This window comes from Thalassobellus citreus (assembly GCF_044385915.1).
Classification (GTDB): domain Bacteria; phylum Bacteroidota; class Bacteroidia; order Flavobacteriales; family Flavobacteriaceae; genus Thalassobellus; species Thalassobellus citreus.
This window is the reverse complement of the sequence record NZ_JBISCC010000129.1, coordinates 248275-266637: the sequence shown is the minus strand read 5'-3', so window position 1 is coordinate 266637 and position 18363 is coordinate 248275. Positions and strand designations below refer to the sequence as shown.

General features: G+C 31.3%; 11 protein-coding genes. 7 read left to right on the top strand and 4 right to left on the bottom strand.

Annotated features, from left to right (window positions below; all coding sequences use genetic code 11):
- Positions 1-2 precede the first annotated feature (2 nt).
- The 4 genes from ACH5TX_RS17120 to ACH5TX_RS17105 all read right to left on the bottom strand — a co-directional run bounded on the left by ACH5TX_RS17120 (position 3) and on the right by ACH5TX_RS17105 (position 6157).
- Entirely contained in the window at positions 3-1124 is a 1122-nt protein-coding gene (locus ACH5TX_RS17120) for a glycoside hydrolase family 88/105 protein (protein ID WP_439340713.1), read from the bottom strand.
- 18 nt (positions 1125-1142) lie between these two features.
- The gene (locus tag ACH5TX_RS17115) at positions 1143-3881 is read right to left on the bottom strand and encodes a glycosyl hydrolase (protein WP_439340712.1); all 2739 of its coding nucleotides are present in this window, start codon (positions 3879-3881) and stop codon (positions 1143-1145) included.
- 9 nt (positions 3882-3890) lie between these two features.
- Positions 3891-5150: an oligogalacturonate lyase family protein gene (locus ACH5TX_RS17110; RefSeq protein ID WP_439340711.1), complete on the bottom strand. Its 1260-nt coding sequence runs from the start codon at positions 5148-5150 to the stop codon at positions 3891-3893.
- Between the two features lie 413 nt (positions 5151-5563).
- Positions 5564-6157 (bottom strand): RNA polymerase sigma factor, encoded by a 594-nt coding sequence (locus tag ACH5TX_RS17105; RefSeq protein WP_439340710.1) that lies wholly within the window; start codon positions 6155-6157, stop codon positions 5564-5566.
- 304 nt (positions 6158-6461) lie between these two features.
- Here ACH5TX_RS17105 and ACH5TX_RS17100 point away from each other — a divergent pair, with 304 nt between their 5' ends.
- From ACH5TX_RS17100 to ACH5TX_RS17070, 7 genes are all read left to right on the top strand, one after another.
- Entirely contained in the window at positions 6462-7619 is a 1158-nt protein-coding gene (locus ACH5TX_RS17100; RefSeq protein ID WP_439340709.1) for a FecR family protein, read from the top strand.
- Positions 7620-7772: 153 nt separating this feature from the next.
- Positions 7773-11030 carry a SusC/RagA family TonB-linked outer membrane protein gene (locus tag ACH5TX_RS17095; RefSeq protein ID WP_439340708.1) on the top strand — a complete coding sequence of 1086 codons (3258 nt, stop codon included), beginning with the start codon at positions 7773-7775 and terminating at the stop codon, positions 11028-11030.
- A gap of 34 nt (positions 11031-11064) precedes the next feature.
- On the top strand, positions 11065-12648 hold the full coding sequence (locus ACH5TX_RS17090) for a RagB/SusD family nutrient uptake outer membrane protein (RefSeq protein WP_439340707.1): 1584 nt from the start codon (positions 11065-11067) through the stop codon (positions 12646-12648).
- 146 nt (positions 12649-12794) lie between these two features.
- Entirely contained in the window at positions 12795-15221 is a 2427-nt protein-coding gene (locus ACH5TX_RS17085) for a glycoside hydrolase family 31 protein (protein WP_439340706.1), read from the top strand.
- A 31-nt stretch (positions 15222-15252) separates the two neighbouring features.
- Positions 15253-15972 (top strand): DUF6250 domain-containing protein, encoded by a 720-nt coding sequence (locus ACH5TX_RS17080; RefSeq protein WP_439340705.1) that lies wholly within the window; start codon positions 15253-15255, stop codon positions 15970-15972.
- Between the two features lie 2 nt (positions 15973-15974).
- Entirely contained in the window at positions 15975-17048 is a 1074-nt protein-coding gene (locus ACH5TX_RS17075) for a PKD domain-containing protein (protein ID WP_439340704.1), read from the top strand.
- A gap of 23 nt (positions 17049-17071) precedes the next feature.
- Entirely contained in the window at positions 17072-18349 is a 1278-nt protein-coding gene (locus ACH5TX_RS17070; RefSeq protein WP_439340703.1) for a DUF4861 domain-containing protein, read from the top strand.
- Positions 18350-18363: the final 14 nt, after the last annotated feature.

Below are 18363 nucleotides of genomic sequence, written 5' to 3'. Positions count from 1 at the left end.
AATTACTTCAATCTATAAATTTCTGCACCAGCTAATAAGAAACATCCTAATCCATAATCTTCAAAATCTGGAACTTTATCGTAAGATAATGGTTGTCCATCTTTTGGTTCTTTTCCTGTAGATTGTAAATACCCTAAAAAGCCATTATCATGTAAACTTTCTTCAATCATAGCATCCCAGGCTTTTTCTATTACAGGCATATATTTATCTTTATCTAAAATACCGTTGTTTATTCCGTAAGCTATTCCATAAACAAAAAGAGCTGTTCCAGACGTTTCTTTACCTCCATAATGCTTAGGATCGTGTAAACTTACATTCCAAAAACCATCTTTTCTTTGAATAGGTACAAGAGCTTGAGCCATCGATTTTAAATCCATAATATACTGCTCTCTATGAGGTGCATCTTCTGGAATAATAGTTAAAACTTTTGCTAAGGCTGCAATAACCCAACCATTACCTCTACTCCAATAACTATCTTCACCATTTGGTTCTGTATAAGGTGGATCGAAATCGGCATCACGCCACCAAAGTCCGTCCTTTGGATTGAATAAACCATTATCTCCATGTTTATCTCTGGTGTACATATACATATCGTACATTTTTTCGAAATAACGATTATCATTTTCTAAAACACCTAATTTAGCAAACACAGGCATCCCCATTTGTATGGCATCAATCCACGACCAATCATCTAACTGCGGTGTGTTCAACAACATATTAATAGTTGCCTTTGTGTTTTTTAGTTTTTTAGGATCTGGTTCTAAATTGTATAAATCTATATAAGTTTGGGCTGCACAATAGTCATCTGCATTACGGTTTGCACTTCCGTTTCTAAAACCCCATTTGTGAAACTCAGACCAATCATAAGCATAATCGTAATATGCTTCTTTCGGATAAATTTCATATAAAGCCATTAATCCTTCGTAATATACGCCACGTGTCCAAATATTACTTGGACGTTCTTTATTGGTTACTATGGTTTTTCCAACATCTTGCCATTTATTCATGAAATAATCGTTAGCAAGTTGCATGCTTTCTAAAACTTTCTTCTTATCTGAAATTTGGCCAAAAGCAGTTTGTAAACTTAAAACTGAAAGGCAAACTATTAATATGTGTTTGTTCATTTTATAATATTATGTAAATTAATTTTTCTTTAAAGCTGTTATAGTTACAGGTCCTAAAACACCTGAAGGCATTGGATTCCATTTAGTGGCATCAAATTTTTGATAATCTTTGTTAACCATATTTATTTCATAAAAATTCTTCCACTCTTCGCCTCTAAATTCTTTTGCTCTAATTCTATTTGCTGAAAGATTTGTAACTTCTAAAGTTAGTGTATTCTCACCTTCAAGAAGTGTTCCAACATTAATTTCAAAAGGGTTAGACCAAAGTGTTCCTATGAACTTATTATTCACCCAAACTTTAGCACTTTCTCTAACATCACCTAGTTTTAAAAGCCAGTTTTTAGCGCTTTTATCTGGATTTTGAAATGTGATTTCGTATTTAGCTGTTCCAGAAAAATCTTCTGCTTCCTTGCTTAATGTTGTCCAAGAGTTTAATTCTGAAACCTTACTGCTCTCAGGTAAAGTTGGTCCGCCTCTTAAAAATGAAATATCCCAATCGCCTTCTAAATTATAAACAGCATCAGTCGCTGTAAAATAATTCCAAGCTTCAACATCATTCTTATTGCTTGTTTTCAAAAACAAACTCTCACCAGACTTTATTTGAACTTTAACTAAAGTAATATCGCCTTCAGTTTTTGTTTCAGCCTTACCGTAAACCGATGTATTAGGATTGAAAATAATAACATTTTCAGATTTCACATTTACAGGAATAAATTGATCTATCATTTTAGACGTATGATTTACTAAATAGTAAATTTTATCACCATTAATAGCTCTTCTTATAAATTTTAAACCCGTTTCTACTAACTTTTCAGGTTGCACTTGAGCTTCCTGCAAATCAGCAAAAATATCTTCTGAAGGAAAAACAATTGACTTATTATCTAAAATCAGTTTTTGCATGGCATCATTCTGCTCAACATAATTTTTAAATCCTGGAACTGATTTTGGAAGATTTTGAAAAATAATTTTAGCTCCTTGCTTCTTTAATTCGATTAACTTATTTAAAGTAGCCAAAGGCATATTCGTTGACGTAGGAACAATCAAGGTTTTGTAACTACCTCCAGGTAATTTTATTTTGCCATTTTCGAAAGTAGCCGTTTCAATAAAATTATCTGAAATAAAATCTAGTCCATAGCCTTTTTCCATAAGACTTTTAGTGGTTTCATAAAAAGGCTGATTGTGTAACCACTCGTCTAAAGAATGTATTTTAAACTGAAAAAACAAGTTGTTGTTTAAATACGAATTCCAAACATCATAAATAGGCCAATACAATAGGTTTTCGTTATCAGGATTCCCCGATTGTAATAACGATTGACAATTAGCAATGTATGAAAACAATTGATTTTCATCTTCACCAAGTGCTAAATTAGGATTAAAATTGACAGATGCATAAAATTTCCACCCTGGCCATTCGGCACGTTTTGGGGAATAGGTTGTGCCATGTAAAAACACATGATTAACCCCATTTAATAATAAATCTTCAACCTCTGGTTTACATTGAGATAAGGCTACTTTAAAATGGTCGCGTAACCAAGTAAAGGTTTCTGATGATGTTAACGGTTTACCCGAAATATGAGCTGCAGATGACGAAAATTTCAACATCACAGGATCTGCATCGCCTTCTCTAATATCTTCCATTTCTCTTCTTAACCCTAAAACATCATAGGGCATAGAACCAAACGTTTCACATTCTGGAATATCTGCCGATGCATATAAATCGATTAAATTCCCTGGCGATCCATGAGCTTGTAATCTAGATTTAAAATCATGCTTATTAGCCCAATTTGTCCAAGGTTCGTCAAACTTATAAAGCAACAAATTAGATAACGTTTCTCTATAATCACTTTTCACACGATTGCCTTCTTCACTATCTTCTTCACTTAATAATAACTGTAAATGTGGTTTTAAATCGTAACCTCTAAATTTCTCAAAAGCTTCAAAAAAGTTCGGTGTGAAATTCGTGCCGTAAACTTCATAACTATCGTTAAAAATAGATCTTATTTTTCCATCAAAACCAACCAATGCGTTATCAAAAGGTTTTACATAAACATTAAGAGCTTCTTCAGAATAATGATCTAACGTAAATCCACTCGCTCCAGGTGCTGCTCGTTTTACTTTTTGACCTGTTTTACCTGTAAAAACAGCATAAATTTTATAATTATCATCTTCTGCTTTCCAACTAATACTATTATTTTTAACCTGTTTCGTTAAATCTAAATAAGTACCATTCTCGCCAAAAGCTAAAAGACAATTTAGTTTTGCTGGTCGCTTTTCTTTTGGGTTTTCAACTTTAATTTCTTTAGAAAAAGTATGTCCTTTTTTTACTTCATAGTTTTGAGTAATCAGTTTTGTAGCAGCAAATTCAGGCGTTACTTGTGGTCCGCCATATGGCCAACCAGTACCTAAAGTTAAATCGACTTGCATATCCAAACTATCGGCAACCGCAATAGTATAATTAAGCATGTTCATCCATTTAGGCGACAAATAATCAATGAAGTTATCTTCTTCACCTTTAACTCCGTAAATAGGTGCTATTTCAACACCTCCAATACCTACTTTTTGTAAATCGATTAAATTTTGTTTAATATTAACTGAATCAACTGCACTACCCATCCACCACCAACGTGTCCATGGTTTTTGCTGATTGGTTATTTCAGGTAATACACTAGTATCTGAAACATTTGTGTTTTGTGATTCTACACACGAAAGCACTAAAACACTTAGTGCTATTATTATAAATAAATTCGTTTTTTGCATTATATAAATTTAGTGGTGTTTTTGTATATCGACTGCATATATTTGAGATTTCCCTTCAAAATTAGCTCTAAAAATGATTTGTTTCCCGTCTGGCGAAAAATGCACATTGGGTTCTAAATGATAATTATGGTTTTTCATATTTACCAATTTAGTAGAAACGAGACTATCACCTTTTGGTACAAAATGATATATCCATTGACCATCTTTTGCATGAGCCACTTGCCCTTCATCGCCTCCATCTCCAGCAAATGTTTTTAAATCTGGTGACACATTATAATGAATAGACCATTCATTTCTTTTAAGTGCATATCGTGTTTCATCACCTGTATCTAAATGCTTTCCTGCTAAATAAAACGTTTCTCCTCTAGGAATTTGAAGATCGAACCAAATAGTTTTACCATCTGGACTAAAAAATTCATGCCCTGCTATTTCTCTATGAACTGTTCTTTTATGAATAAGATTTCGCTCCTTTGTAGTTATATATATATTCCAAATTCTATCAACTTTATGCCAAGGTCCTTCATGACAATACATAAATAAATTTGGATCTGTAGGTGAAAATTGTTCATGATTTAACCAAGCATGTTCATCAAACAATTGTGTTAATTTACCATTAGAAACATTAATAGTAACAAGTGTTCGTTTTAGCTTAGCTTCATAGATTTTATCGAAAAAATTTCTCTTTTCAGGATTCTTCCTAAATATTTCTTGTTCTTCTTTTGATGACAATACACCTCCTAATAATGTTTCATCTGCATTTAAGGTAGCAATAGATCCCACCATATCTTCTGGAAATTTATAAATAAACTCGGTTTTATGTGTATCAATATGTGTGGCAAAAATACTGTCACGCATCCTGTAATACACTTTACGTGTTTTGTCGCCAACAATTTCTCCTTTTTTGTTTCCTTTTTTATGGGTAATTTGAGTAATTTCTTTTGTTTCTAAATTAAAAGAGAATAATTGCTTACCATTTTTTGTGCTTCCATAAAAAATCATGAGCCAACCTTTGTTGTCTTCTGTTAGCAAAAAGGGATTATTATGAAAATAAAAACTTTTATTATCTCCAACTCTATCAACTAATTTTTCTACTTTATGTCCAGTCTCAGAATCTATCCAAACTTTTGCTAGGGAACTTGCTTCACCCGTTTGCATTACAGGAATTTGTTCTTGATTTAATTGAGTGATAGTATCTTGTGTTGCTTTATTTTCTTTACATGAAAAACCAAGTAAAATAAATAAGAAAAAATATATTATAGGAGCCTTCATGTGTTTATAATTATTCTTTTTTGGTCACATGTAACATTCATTTAATTCTTTCCTTGGGTATTGAAAATTTAATTATGAATGTTTCATAAAAAAACGCTTTAAAATCTTTTGTAAATATAAAATGTACCAAATTAAATGCTATCCTGTAGCATCCTGTTTATACCAATTCCGCATTAAAATTACCGTAATAAAACGCGCCTTTTTCCTTTCTACTTCAATATAAAAAGAAACCGTAACTACAGCTATGCTTTATCTTTCTATCTTGTATAAAGAAAAAAAAATATCATTTTATTTTACAGTAATTTCAATACAGAATTGGTATTAGGTTTTATAATTACTTAAAATGAGGTAATTAATTTTATAAATTTTTATCTTCTAAAAAAGAATAATTAGAAAATTTGCTGCTTTTATAATTATTTAATCTCCTGCATCTCATTATTAAAGTCATAAAGCAAAAAAAGAATAGCTTCAACTTTAGGACTTAAATTATCAGCAAGAACTTTAAAAGCTCTTGTCATATGTCCTTCAATAGTCTTAATTGATATATTTAGATGCTCAGATATTTCGGTATGTGTTAGACCATCCTTTTTATTAAGTATAAAAATTTGTCTGCATTTTGGTGGTAAATTTTTTATTTCTTCGTTTACCAATTTTATTAATTCATTTAAATTCTCATATTCATTTTCAACCACCAAATCGAGTGCTTCTAAATATTTCTTCTCTAAATAAATTACAGGTTTGTTTTTTCTAAATTGATCAACGAATTCATTATAAACAGATTTATAAACGTAATTCTTAATATCAAAATGAGTATTAATATTCTTTCTATTTACCCAAATTTTCACAAATACATTTTGAACAACATCTTCTGCTTTAGCTTTATTATTAGTTAATGTAAAAGCATATATGCATAAATTCTTGTAATAAGTAGTCATTAAAAAATCATAAGCCTTAGTATTACCTAATTTCAATTGTTGGGCAAGCGTAAGATTTTCAGAAAAATTCAATTTTTTATCTAGTTTTTTTTGTAAATATATAATCTAATAAATGGAATGCTATCCTGTAGCGTCCTGTTACGTTTTTTATTTACACATAAAAATAAAATTATTTTTTTTATTAAAAATTAGTCCTAAATTTTAAAAAACAAGCCTTAATCCTTCATGATTCCAAGTATTTAGCACTTTTTTGACACTGATAAAAACTCATTTTTTTGCAGGTTTTTGTATCAAATACTCAAAAAAATTAAAAAAAATTAAGAAATAATAGAGGGGTAGCCCAAATTATTACGTAATTAGTAATATAACATGTGAAATGAACAAGTCAGAAATTCATAAAATAATAGTTAAATTCCTTAATAAGGAAGCATCTTCGAATGAACTGGAATTACTGAATAATTGGCTAGAAACAAAAAAGAACCATACTGTATTTAACCGTTTAGTTAAGGTAGAATATTTAACAACAGCTTGTATGAGTGATTACGATTTGCATAAAGCAAAAAAAAACATAAACAAAAAGCTCAAGAAAGCTGAAAAAGTACGCAGAATAGCCATCTACAAAAAAATAGCCATAGCTGCTTCTTTTGCTCTATTATTAACTTTAGGTTTCATACATAATAATAAAAAGGAAATAGAAGTTGTAAATACAACACCTATAGATATTGGCTCTAGTAAAGCCATCCTCACTTTAGAAAATGGCAACCAAGTTCATCTTGAAAAAGGAAAAGCATATAAATCGGAAAAAGTTAGTAGTAATGGAGAAGAACTTGTGTATTCTGAAACATTACTAAATAAAAACACAAAAAAATCTCCTTCTTATAATTATTTAGCAATTCCTCGCGGAGGCGAATTCTTTATCAAATTAGTTGATGGTACAAAAGTATGGTTGAATTCAGAATCAAAAATAAAATATCCAACAGAATTTATAAAAGGTGAAACTCGTATAGTAGAACTGTTATATGGTGAAGCTTACTTTGAAGTATCTCCAAGTACAAATCATAATGGTGATGCATTTAAAGTTATTACTAAGCAACAAGAAATTAATGTTTTAGGAACAGAGTTTAACATTAAAGCTTATAATAACGAGGATGAAATTGCTACAACATTAGTAAATGGTAGTGTTCAAGTTAACAGTGGCAATACAAAGAAAACCATAAAACCGAACCAACAATCTATTATAAACAATAAAAACCCTAATTCAATAAAAGTATCAGAAATTGATGCGATGCAAGAAATTGCCTGGGTAAAAGGAAACTTTTCTTTTAACGAAGAAACTCTAGGAGACATGATGCAAGTATTGTCTCGCTGGTATAATGTTGAAGTTGTTTTTGAAACAGCAGAACGAAAAAATTATGTTTTTACAGGAATTTTAGAACGTACTAAATCGATAGAGAACATTTTAGAACTTATTCAGGCAACTGGAGAGGAAGACATAAAATTTAATATTAGCAAAAAAACAATTATTGTGAAATAAAAAAAGGAAAAGGCTAAACGTTCGAAGGTAATAGCCTTTTTCCTAGTTGATTAATTAATTAAAACCACGTTTAACTAAAACCAAGACTAAATTATGAAAATTAATTTTATTAGGGAAGTATTCTGTAAAAAGGATAAACTTCTAAAATGTATTATGAAAACATTTATCTTCTTATGTTGTACAATTTCCTTTGCTTTTGGGTCTAAAGATGCCTTTTCACAGGATACCGACATCATAATTGATTCAGATAGGACTGTAAATGTCAAACAGTTATTTAAGCTTATAAATAAGCAAACCGATTATAAGTTTGTTTATAGGCATGATTTAATTAAGAAAGCACCAGAATTACAATTAAAAAAAGGCGTTATTAAAGCAGGTGTACTATTAGATAAGTTTTTAGCACCTATAAATTTCACCTTCGAGTTTAGCAAAAACCAAACCGTTATAGTAAAGAAAAAGCCAGCTGTTTTAAAAGACGAAAGCGATTTGCCCTCTATTACAAACACGGCTATTCAAAATCAGATTAGTGGTACAGTAACAGACGAAAATAATATTCCATTACCTGGTGTAAATGTTATTATTAAAGATACTCAGAAAGGAACAAGTACAGATTTTGATGGTAACTATACTATTAAAGCAAATCCTGGAGAAATTTTAGTGTTTTCTTATATTGGATATAATAATGTAGAAAAAACAATTGGCTCTGAAACGACTTATAATATTTCAATGGAATCTAATAATTCGGAATTAGATGAAGTTGTAGTTGTTGGTTATGGAACTTTAAAAAGAAAAGACGTAACTGGAGCTGTTGCTTCTATTAAATCTGAAAGTTTTATTGATGCGTTACCTGTTACTCCTGAGCAACTTTTACAAGGTAAAATAGCAGGTGTAAATATTGTACAAAGTAGTGGTCAGCCAGGTGCTTCTTCTACAGTTCGAATTAGAGGAACAAGTTCAATATCTGCTGGAAATGATCCGCTTTATGTTATTGATGGTGTTCCATTACAATTTGGAAGTGCAAATAATCAAGTTAGGACGGTTTCTTCTGGTTCTTCACCTTTATCTGAAGAATCGATAAACCCTTTAAGTTTAATAAATCCTGCTGATATAGAAAGTATTGATGTTTTAAAAGATGCTTCAGCAACTGCTATTTATGGATCTAGAGGAGCAAATGGTGTTATTGTTATTACAACAAAAAACAAAGGAAAATATGGCGATTTTTTAACTTACGACTCGTATCTTGGAGTTTCAAGTGTTCCCGAATATCTTCCATTTTTATCTGCAGATGAGTATAGAGACTACGCAAATAGCAACAGTTTACCGTATTCTGATCAAGGAGTAAATACTAATTGGCAAAAAGAAGTTTTTAGAACAGCTATAACACAAAATCACAACCTATCCTTTGCAGGAGGTTCTGAAACAACGAATGTTACAGGTTCTTTAGGCTATAATAATCAAGAAGGAACTTTATTAAATTCTCAACTTGAAAAATATACAGGAAGATTAAATGCTAATCATTCTGCTATTGATAATAGATTAAAAATAGGTATAAATTTAACCTATGCTAATATTGATGACCAAAGAGCTGCTGTAAACTCTAATATTGGAGATGAAGGTGGTAATATCTTGAAAGATGCACTTCGTTGGGCTCCAACATTACCTGTTAGAAATCCAGATGGTAGTTATTACCAAATTGGAGCATTAAGAGTAAACCCTGTTTCTTGGAGAGATGTTACAGATGAAAGTGATACTTCTTTATTATTAGGTAATTTAAATACATCTTTTGAAATAATAGATGGTTTAAAGTTATCATCTAACATAGGGCACTCTAGTGAAAACGTAAGTAGATTCACTAATATTCCATCAACTCACCCAGCAGGAGAAGGACAAGGAGGAACAGCTTCTATTAGCAAGTATAAAAACTCTAATATATTAGCTGAAACCAACCTAACTTATGATAAGCAAATTGATGATGATAACCACATTACAGTTTTAGCAGGTTATTCTTACCAAAGATTTTTAACAGAAAACACCTTTACATCTGCAAATAACTTTGTGTCAGATGCTACGCAATGGAATTTAATCCAATCAGGTTCTATTCAATCTAATACCTCTTTTAAAGATGCGAATCGTTTGTCTTCTTATTATGGTCGTATAAACTACAAATTGAAAGATAGATATTTAGTTACATTTACATTAAGACGAGATGGTTCTAGCCGATTTGGAGGTAACAATAAATGGGGAACATTCCCATCTGGTGCTTTAGCTTGGAATGTTGCTGATGAAGATTTCATGTCTGATTCAAAAATTAGTAACTTAAAATTAAGAATTGGTTACGGTATTACTGGTAACCAAGAAATCCCTAATAACTTATACAGAGAACAACTTTCTATTGCAGGTTCTGCTGTTTATGTTTTTGGAGGACAAGCGATTCCAAGTGTATTACCTACCAATTTCCCTAACCCAGATTTAAAATGGGAAGAAACAAGTCAGCTAAATTTTGGTGTAGATTTTGGATTATTCAATCAACGTATTTCAGGTTCTGTTGACTATTATTTAAAAAAGACAACAGATCTATTATTACAATTTTCAACTGCTGCACCATCAGTAGTACCTACTCAATGGGCTAATGTTGGAGAAGTTGAAAATAAAGGTATTGAGATAAATTTAAATGCTGATATTATAGATAAAGAAGATTTAAAATGGTCTACTAACTTAAACTTTTCAACAAATAAGAATGAAGTAATTAGTCTTTCTAATGAAAACTTTCAAAGAGATGAAATTAGAACATCAAGTGGTTCTGGTGTAGTTGGTAATAATGCCAATACCCAAATAATTAAACCAGGATTACCTTTAAATACATTCTACGGATGGGAATTTACAGGGTATGATGCTAATGGTTTAGAAACGTATCTTGATGTAGATGGTACTGATGGGCCCGATGAACTTGCAATTGGTAACGCAAACCCAGATTGGACATTTGGTTTTAATAACACTATTAATTACAAGAATTTAGAACTGTCTATGAATTTTAGAGGTGTTATTGGTAATGACATTTACAACAACACTGCTGCTGAGTTTTCGTATGTTAGTCAAGCACCTGGAGTAAATGTTCTTAATTCTGCATTAAATATTGGAGCAAGTAGAACGCAAACAGCTCAATTTTCTTCACAATGGCTAGAAGATGGTAGTTATTTAAGATTAGACAATTTAACTATTGGTTATAACTTTGATGTAGATAAGGTGAGTTTCCTAAAAAAAGCTAGAGTTTATGTAAGTGGAAGCAATTTATTTGTTATTACAGGCTATTCAGGATTCGATCCAGAAGTTAAAACAAGATCTGTAGGTATAGATTATCTTGTTTATCCAAGACCAAGAACTTTCCAAATAGGAACTAGTATAACTTTTTAATTAGAAACCTATGAAAAATATAAAGAAACATAGTATGAAAAATATACAAATAATAACAAAAAGAGCTAAGTTACTTAGCATTAGCTGTCTATTAGTCATTTTATCAGGATGTACTCTAGAAGAAGAGGTATATTCAATATACACGCCTGAGACTTTTTATTCTAACGAAGCACAAGTTTTATCATCCCTGTCAGGAATATATAGAAACTTTGCTCGTACAACGGGTATGGGTGTAGAATATAGATGTTTAGAACTTCCTGGAGATCAAGTAGTCGTTCATGAGAAAATCCAAGGTTGGTGGGGAGGCGCTAACTTTGCAGAATTAATGGAACATACTTGGACTCCAAGTCATAGTTATATTAATGGAACTTGGAATTCTTATTTCAAAACGGTTGGACAAACTAATGCACTTATTGCTTCTTTAGAAGGTTCTGCCTTATCAGAAGATGAAGTTGCTGGTCCACTTGCAGAGTTACACTCTTTACGTGCTTATGCTTATTTCTTTTTAATGGATTTATTTGGAAATGTTCCTGTTTTCACACTTCCTAAAGTAGATGCATTAAATTTACCAGAACAAAATACAAGAGCTGAAGTTTTTGATTTTGTTACTTCAGAACTAATTGCTGCAACAGCAGATTTACCTACTAAAGCAGAAGCTGGCGGTAGCTATTATGGTCGGTTTACTAAAGAAGCTGCTCAAGCTTTATTAGCAACTATATATTTAAATGCAGAAGTATATACTGGTACAGAACAAAATGCTAAAGCCATAGAATATGCTGATTTAGTAATAAACTCTGGAGCTTATAGCTTATTGCCTGATTATTTTGACAATTTTGTTGCCAATAACGAAGGTAACAACGAGTTTATTTTTGGAGCTGTTTACTCACCTGATGTATCTGGTGGTGTTGGACATCCATTAGTACAAAAAGTACTTCCTGGAATTCAAGGTGGTTTATTTGGCTTACCATATACCCCTCAAAATGGTTTTGGAACTAGACCATCTGTTCTTGCTTTATATGAAGACGGAGATGACAGAAAAAATCTTATTATACCTTATGGCGATTTAAAAGATCCTAGAAACGGCGAAACAATTATGGTAGAACGTATCGTTCCAGATCATAACTCTAGCTTATATGATCCTGAAACTTCTACAGAAGGACCAGTTCCTTACACTATTATTCCTGCTACAGGTATTCGTTTGCAACCAATGAACGCTGGTTTAAAATGGATAAAATGGGGCTTAGACCCTAAAACAAATGGAGGTAGTGCAGGTAACGACATTGCTTTCATAAGGTATGCAGATGTATTATTAATAAAAGCCGAAGCTTTAGCTAGACAAGGTAAATTTGATTTAGCTTTACCTATAGTTAACGATGTTAGAGACAGAAGTAATGCTGCTCCATTAGCTTCATTAACCTTAGACGATATATTAGATGAAAGAGGTAGAGAATTAGCCTTTGAGATGCAAAGAAGAAGAGATTTAATCCGTTTTGGTGAATTTGGAAATACTTGGGAGTTTAAACAAGCTTCTGAAGCTTATAGAACTATTTTCCCTATACCTAAAGCTGCAATTGAAGCAAATCCTAAATTAAATCAAAACCCTGGATATCCACAATAATTGTTTAGTTTAGTTAATTAAAAAAGCGTTATAATAAATTTCTATTATAACGCTTTTTGTTTTTTAAATAAAATTCCAGTATAGCACAGGATGCCAATAAAACAGTAAACAAATATCTTTGAATTTAAACACCATAATTTATTCTTATGAAATATAATTTTTTGATTTTTTATTGCTTTTTCATGTTCTTAACATCATTAAACACTAATGCTCAAAAGCATATAGGTAATTATGAAAAAGTTATTTCAGAAAAAGAAAATATAATCAAATTACAAACAGAAAACGGAACTGTAATTATTGAACTTTGTACACCATCAATTATTAGATATAGAACCAGTTGGAATAATAATTTTGAGGCTAACGAACCTTGGATGGTTTCTAATTACAATTGGTATGCTGTAAACTACAAATTAGAAGAAACGGAGTCTATTATTAACATCACTACTGCCCTACTTCAATTAAAAATTCAAAAACAACCTTTTGGAATTCAATTTTTTGATACTAAAGGAAATTTATTATCATCAGAAACAAATAACAACTTAGGTTCATTTCAAGAAAACAAAACCGTTAGTGCTATAAAAAAACTACAACCAGATGAGCATTTCTTTGGTTTTGGTGAGCGTATGGACTTTTTAGACAGACGTGGTAAAAAAGTAAGATTAGATGTTGGTAGAGGTATTGGAAGACCTCATATTACTGGAGCATACAATGTGCTTAAAGCTAATTATAGTCCAGTGCCATTTTTTATGAGCACAAAAGGATATGGTATCTTTTTTCATAACGCACATCCAACTACTTGGGATATGGGCTCAACTAACTCAAATAGCTATAGCTTTAGTGCTGAAGGCGGTGAATTAGATTATTATTTTATTTACGGACCAACATTTACTAATATTTTAGATGGCTATACCTCTATTACAGGAAAATCACCTTTATTACCAAAATTTGCTTTAGGATTACAAGTTGGAACCTATAGCGGAGGAACATGGGGACATGAAGAAGATACATCAACAGATTACGTGGTGGCTTTAGCTCAAAAGTTTAGAGATTTACAAATTCCGTTAGATGTTTTACATCTAGATTCTACATGGCGCATTTTTGGTGAAAACGGAGGAAAAGGAGCAACAAGCTTTGAGTGGCGTGAAACTTTTGATAATCCAGAAAAAATGTTTTCAGATTTATACGATTTAAAATTGAATATGGTTGGTGTTCATTTAAGACCACGATTTGATAATGGTAAAAAATTACGACTGCTTGATGAAGCTAGAGAAAAAGGATTTGTATATCCTGAAGAAAATAACCCTGGTGAATTTGTTAATTTTTTCGATCAAAAATCTGTCGATTGGTGGTTTGAAAATGGTGTAAAACGTGTTGCCGACCAAGGTGCTATGTTTTTAAAAACCGATGAAGGAAGTGCCTTTGGTAGAAAAGCAAACGAAAGCAATAAAACAGGTCCGCAAGGCGAATCAATTAAAGCTTTACATAATGTATTTCCTTTAGCTTATGCGAAAGCTGCCTATGAGAAATTTCAAGATTATAACAATATTAGAGGTATGAATAATACCCGCGAAGGCTTTGCAGGTATTCAACGTTATCCGTTTATTTTTGCTGGCGATTGGCCTAGTGAATGGCAATATTTTGAGCCAGTAATAAAAGCTGGATTAAACATTGGTCTTTCTGGTGTTGGTAATTGGGCACACTGCATGGGTGGTTTCGAGCATGTAGCTGACCCAGAATTATACATTCGTTGGTGTCAGTTCGGGTTATTAAGTCCTATTGCCCATTTATTCGGAATGGAACACCCTAATTATAAAGAACCTTGGAATTATGGTGATGATGCCTTACGTGTTTTTACGAAGTATGATAATTTGCGCTATAGTTTAATGCCATATTTATATAGCTATTCATATATAAATCATACTAAAGGCACACCACTTATGAGAGCTTTAGTATTAGCTAATCAAGAAGATGAAAACGTTTATAATATAACCAATCAATACATGCTGGGTGAAAGTTTAATGATTTGTCCGGTAACAGAAAAAGGAGCGCAAACACGAGTTGTTTATTTACCAAAAGGTACTTGGACAGACTATTGGACAGGTAAAACCTTTGAAGGCAAAAAGCATTACAATGTTTTATCTCCTTTAGATAAATTACCCATTTTTGTAAAAGAAGGCGCTATTATTCCAACTCAAGAACCAATACAATATGTTGGTGAAAAAGAAATTTCAAAATTAACTTTAGATGTGTATCCTAATGCATCAAATACTTTTACAATTTATAATGATGATGGTAAAAGTTTAGACTATCAAAAAGGTGAATTTAATACAACCCTAATTCAATCAGAAGTTTCAGAAAACAACATTGTACTAAATATTAATGCTACACAAGGTGAATTTAATGGAAATGAAATAACATATATCGTAAAATTTCATTTAGATAAAAAACCAAATTCAGTTAAAGTAAATAACAAAACCTATTTAGCACAAAACGAAATGTTTCAAGATGGCATATTAACAATCGCTCCAAAAGCAACGAATAAAAATAAAATCACAATTCATATTAATAAATAAGGCCTTTTTAACTAAAAAGAAATAAACCATTATGAGTTTTGTTATGATTAATATTCAAAATAAATGGACCCTATTTTTATTTTTTTTATGCTTAAGTTTTATATCAAATGCACAAGTAATTGAAAGAATAGATTATGAAAAAGGAGCACTTTTATTTGAAGACTCCTTTGATAAAAATCTTACTGAATGGAAAATAGAAACAGATACTTTACGTAATACCAAAATTGGCATTATCAATAAAAAATTAATTATTGATGTAGATTGTGGCGCTACTGTTTGGTTAAACAAAAAGCTTTCAGGAAATCTTTTAATAGAATATAAACGCAAAGTTATAATGGAAGATGGATTAAATGATAGACTATCTGATTTAAACCAATTTTGGATGGCTAATGATCCTGAAAACCTGAATTTGTTTACTAGGAAAGGAACCTTTTCTCAATATCATAATTTAAAACTTTATTATTTTGGCATTGGCGGTAATACAAATACAACAACACGCTTTAGAAAGTATTTAGGTACTGGTGAAAGATATCTTATAAAAGATTTAAGAGATCAAAAATTCTTATTAAAAGCGAATAAAACATATAGTATAAAAACAATTATTTACAATGGTGTAGTTAAAGTGTTTGTTGATAATAAGGAATATTTCTCATATTTTGATAAAGATCCATTTAAGGAAGGATATTTTGGATTTAGAACGACCCAATCTAGACAAGAAATAGATGATATAAAAATATATAGATTAAAATAGTAATGAATAAAACACTAATAACAACAGGGGTTCTTTGTTTTCTTATATGGATAAAAGCCGTTTCACAAGAAACTAGATCCTTTCAAGTTTTTCAATTTCCAACAAATATGATTCCTAGAATTGATGGAGATACTAAAGACTGGGATATAGTACCAGAAAGTTACTCTGTAGGTATGGATCAATTATGGGAAGATAGCGGAAAACATTCTAAAGCAGATTTAAAAAACCTAGATGTAACAGTAAAAGTTGGTTGGGTAAAAGGATTAAATCGTTTGTATTTCTTATATGAAGCCTATGATGATTATTGGAATTTTTCGTTATCAGGATTACAAAATGATACCTTCGAATTAATTGTAGATGCCGATTTATCTGGAGGTCCATTTATTGATAGGTTTCACCCAAACAAAAGCTTAAGTATGATGGATGCTTACTTTTCTTTTCATGGTGTTCACGCTCAAAATTACCATATTTTCACTCCTGCAAAAGATAAAGATTGGACCATGGTTTGGGGTAGTCAGCCTTGGATTAAAGACTTACCCTATGCAAACAAAGCTTATAATTATAATTTTAAACCAGGTGAAGCAGGTAAGCTCATTCTTGAGTTTTGGGTAACACCTTTTGATTATGCAGGTAATAATCCAGAAAGAGCTATTAAATCTATTTTACAAGAAAATAATAATATTGGTTTATGCTGGGCAGTAATTGATTACGACGATGTAAACACAAAAGAAAATAATGGTTTCTGGAATTTATCTAAAGAGCATACTATGTACGGAAATGCAAGCTACAGCTTACCTTTTAAACTGATGCCTCTAGAAAATTCGTTTAAAAAAGATATAGAAGCAAAATGGCGTTTTAAAACTATAGACATAAAAAATCGTATCATTTCATTTTTAGATGAATCAAATGGCGATATAGAATCTTGGAAATGGGATTTTGGTGACGGGCAAACGTCATCTGAACAAAACCCAATACATCAATACAAAGAAGCTGGGAAATATGTTGTAGTACTTGAAATTAAAGGCCCTAAAGGAACATCTAAACTATCAAAGGTTTGGGATGTTGCCGTAAAATAAATAAAACTTAATAAGACGAAACAATGAAAAGAAACACCATCTCATTAATAGTCATAGCGCTATCGCTGTTTTCTTGTAAAAAGGAAGTTCTACAAGAAATTATACTAACCAATAATTCTGATTTTGAATTAACAGACAAACCTATTTCTATAAAAAGAAACCTTGTATCTTCAGACAGTATTAATCATTATCCATTATTAATTAATGCTTTAGACACCATCCCTTCTCAACTTAATGATTTAGATGAAGATGGTAACTGGGACGAACTCTTTTTTGTTGCCAATTTTTCTGCACAAGAGAAAAAAACAATAACTCTTAAATGGACTAATAAAAAGCCAAATTATAAAATTAGAACTAGTGCTCGATTTGGCAAAAGAGAATCTTCAACGACACCTGTTGTACCAAAAACCGCTGAAATAATGTTGGCAAACCAATTACCAAAAAGTATCGGGTATCAACAATACCAAACCGATGGTCCTTCTTGGGAAAATGATAAAGTTGGCTTTAGGCATTATTTAGATGGAAGAAACGCAAAAGACCTTTTTGGAAAAAAAGTATCAACCATGTCTCCAGAACAAGTAGGTATAAACTCTAAAGGCGCTGTAGAAGATAATTACCATGTTATGGAAGATTGGGGCAGAGATATTTTAGCAGTAGGAAATTCAATAGGTATTGGAGGATATGCACTTGCCACAAGAAACGAATTAATGAGACTAGGTGTAACAGTAAACGATTCTATAAATAATGTTGAAAAAACAACCTTCAAAATTCTTGTAGAAGGATCACAAAAATCTATTTTAAACTATAACTATCAAAACTGGCAACCTAATGAAGGTAACAGAAACTATTCAGTAAAAGAAACCACAACAATTTATCCTGGTTTATATGGATATAAAAACACCGTGTCTATTTCTGGTATTCATGGTGATGAAAGTTTAGTTGTTGGTATTGTAAACATTAATAATGATAAGGAACTATCTATAATTAATGAGAATGAAAATTACGTTGCACTATACACACATGATAAACAAACCTACGATAAAAAGTGGTGGTTAGGAATGGCACTAATTGTTCCTAAAGAATTATACCTTGGTTATACAGAAGCTCCAAAAACAGGTGCACTTTCTAATACTTTTTTAGCAAAACTTAAAATTGAAAACAATAAACCTATTGGTTACTATGCCATTGCTGGTTGGGAACTTAGCGATTCTGGTTTTGTTGATGAAGCTTTTTTTGTTAACTATTTAAATAAAGTAACCAATCAACTTTCTACAGAGATAGATATTAAAATAACCAACTAAAATGACACCAAAGA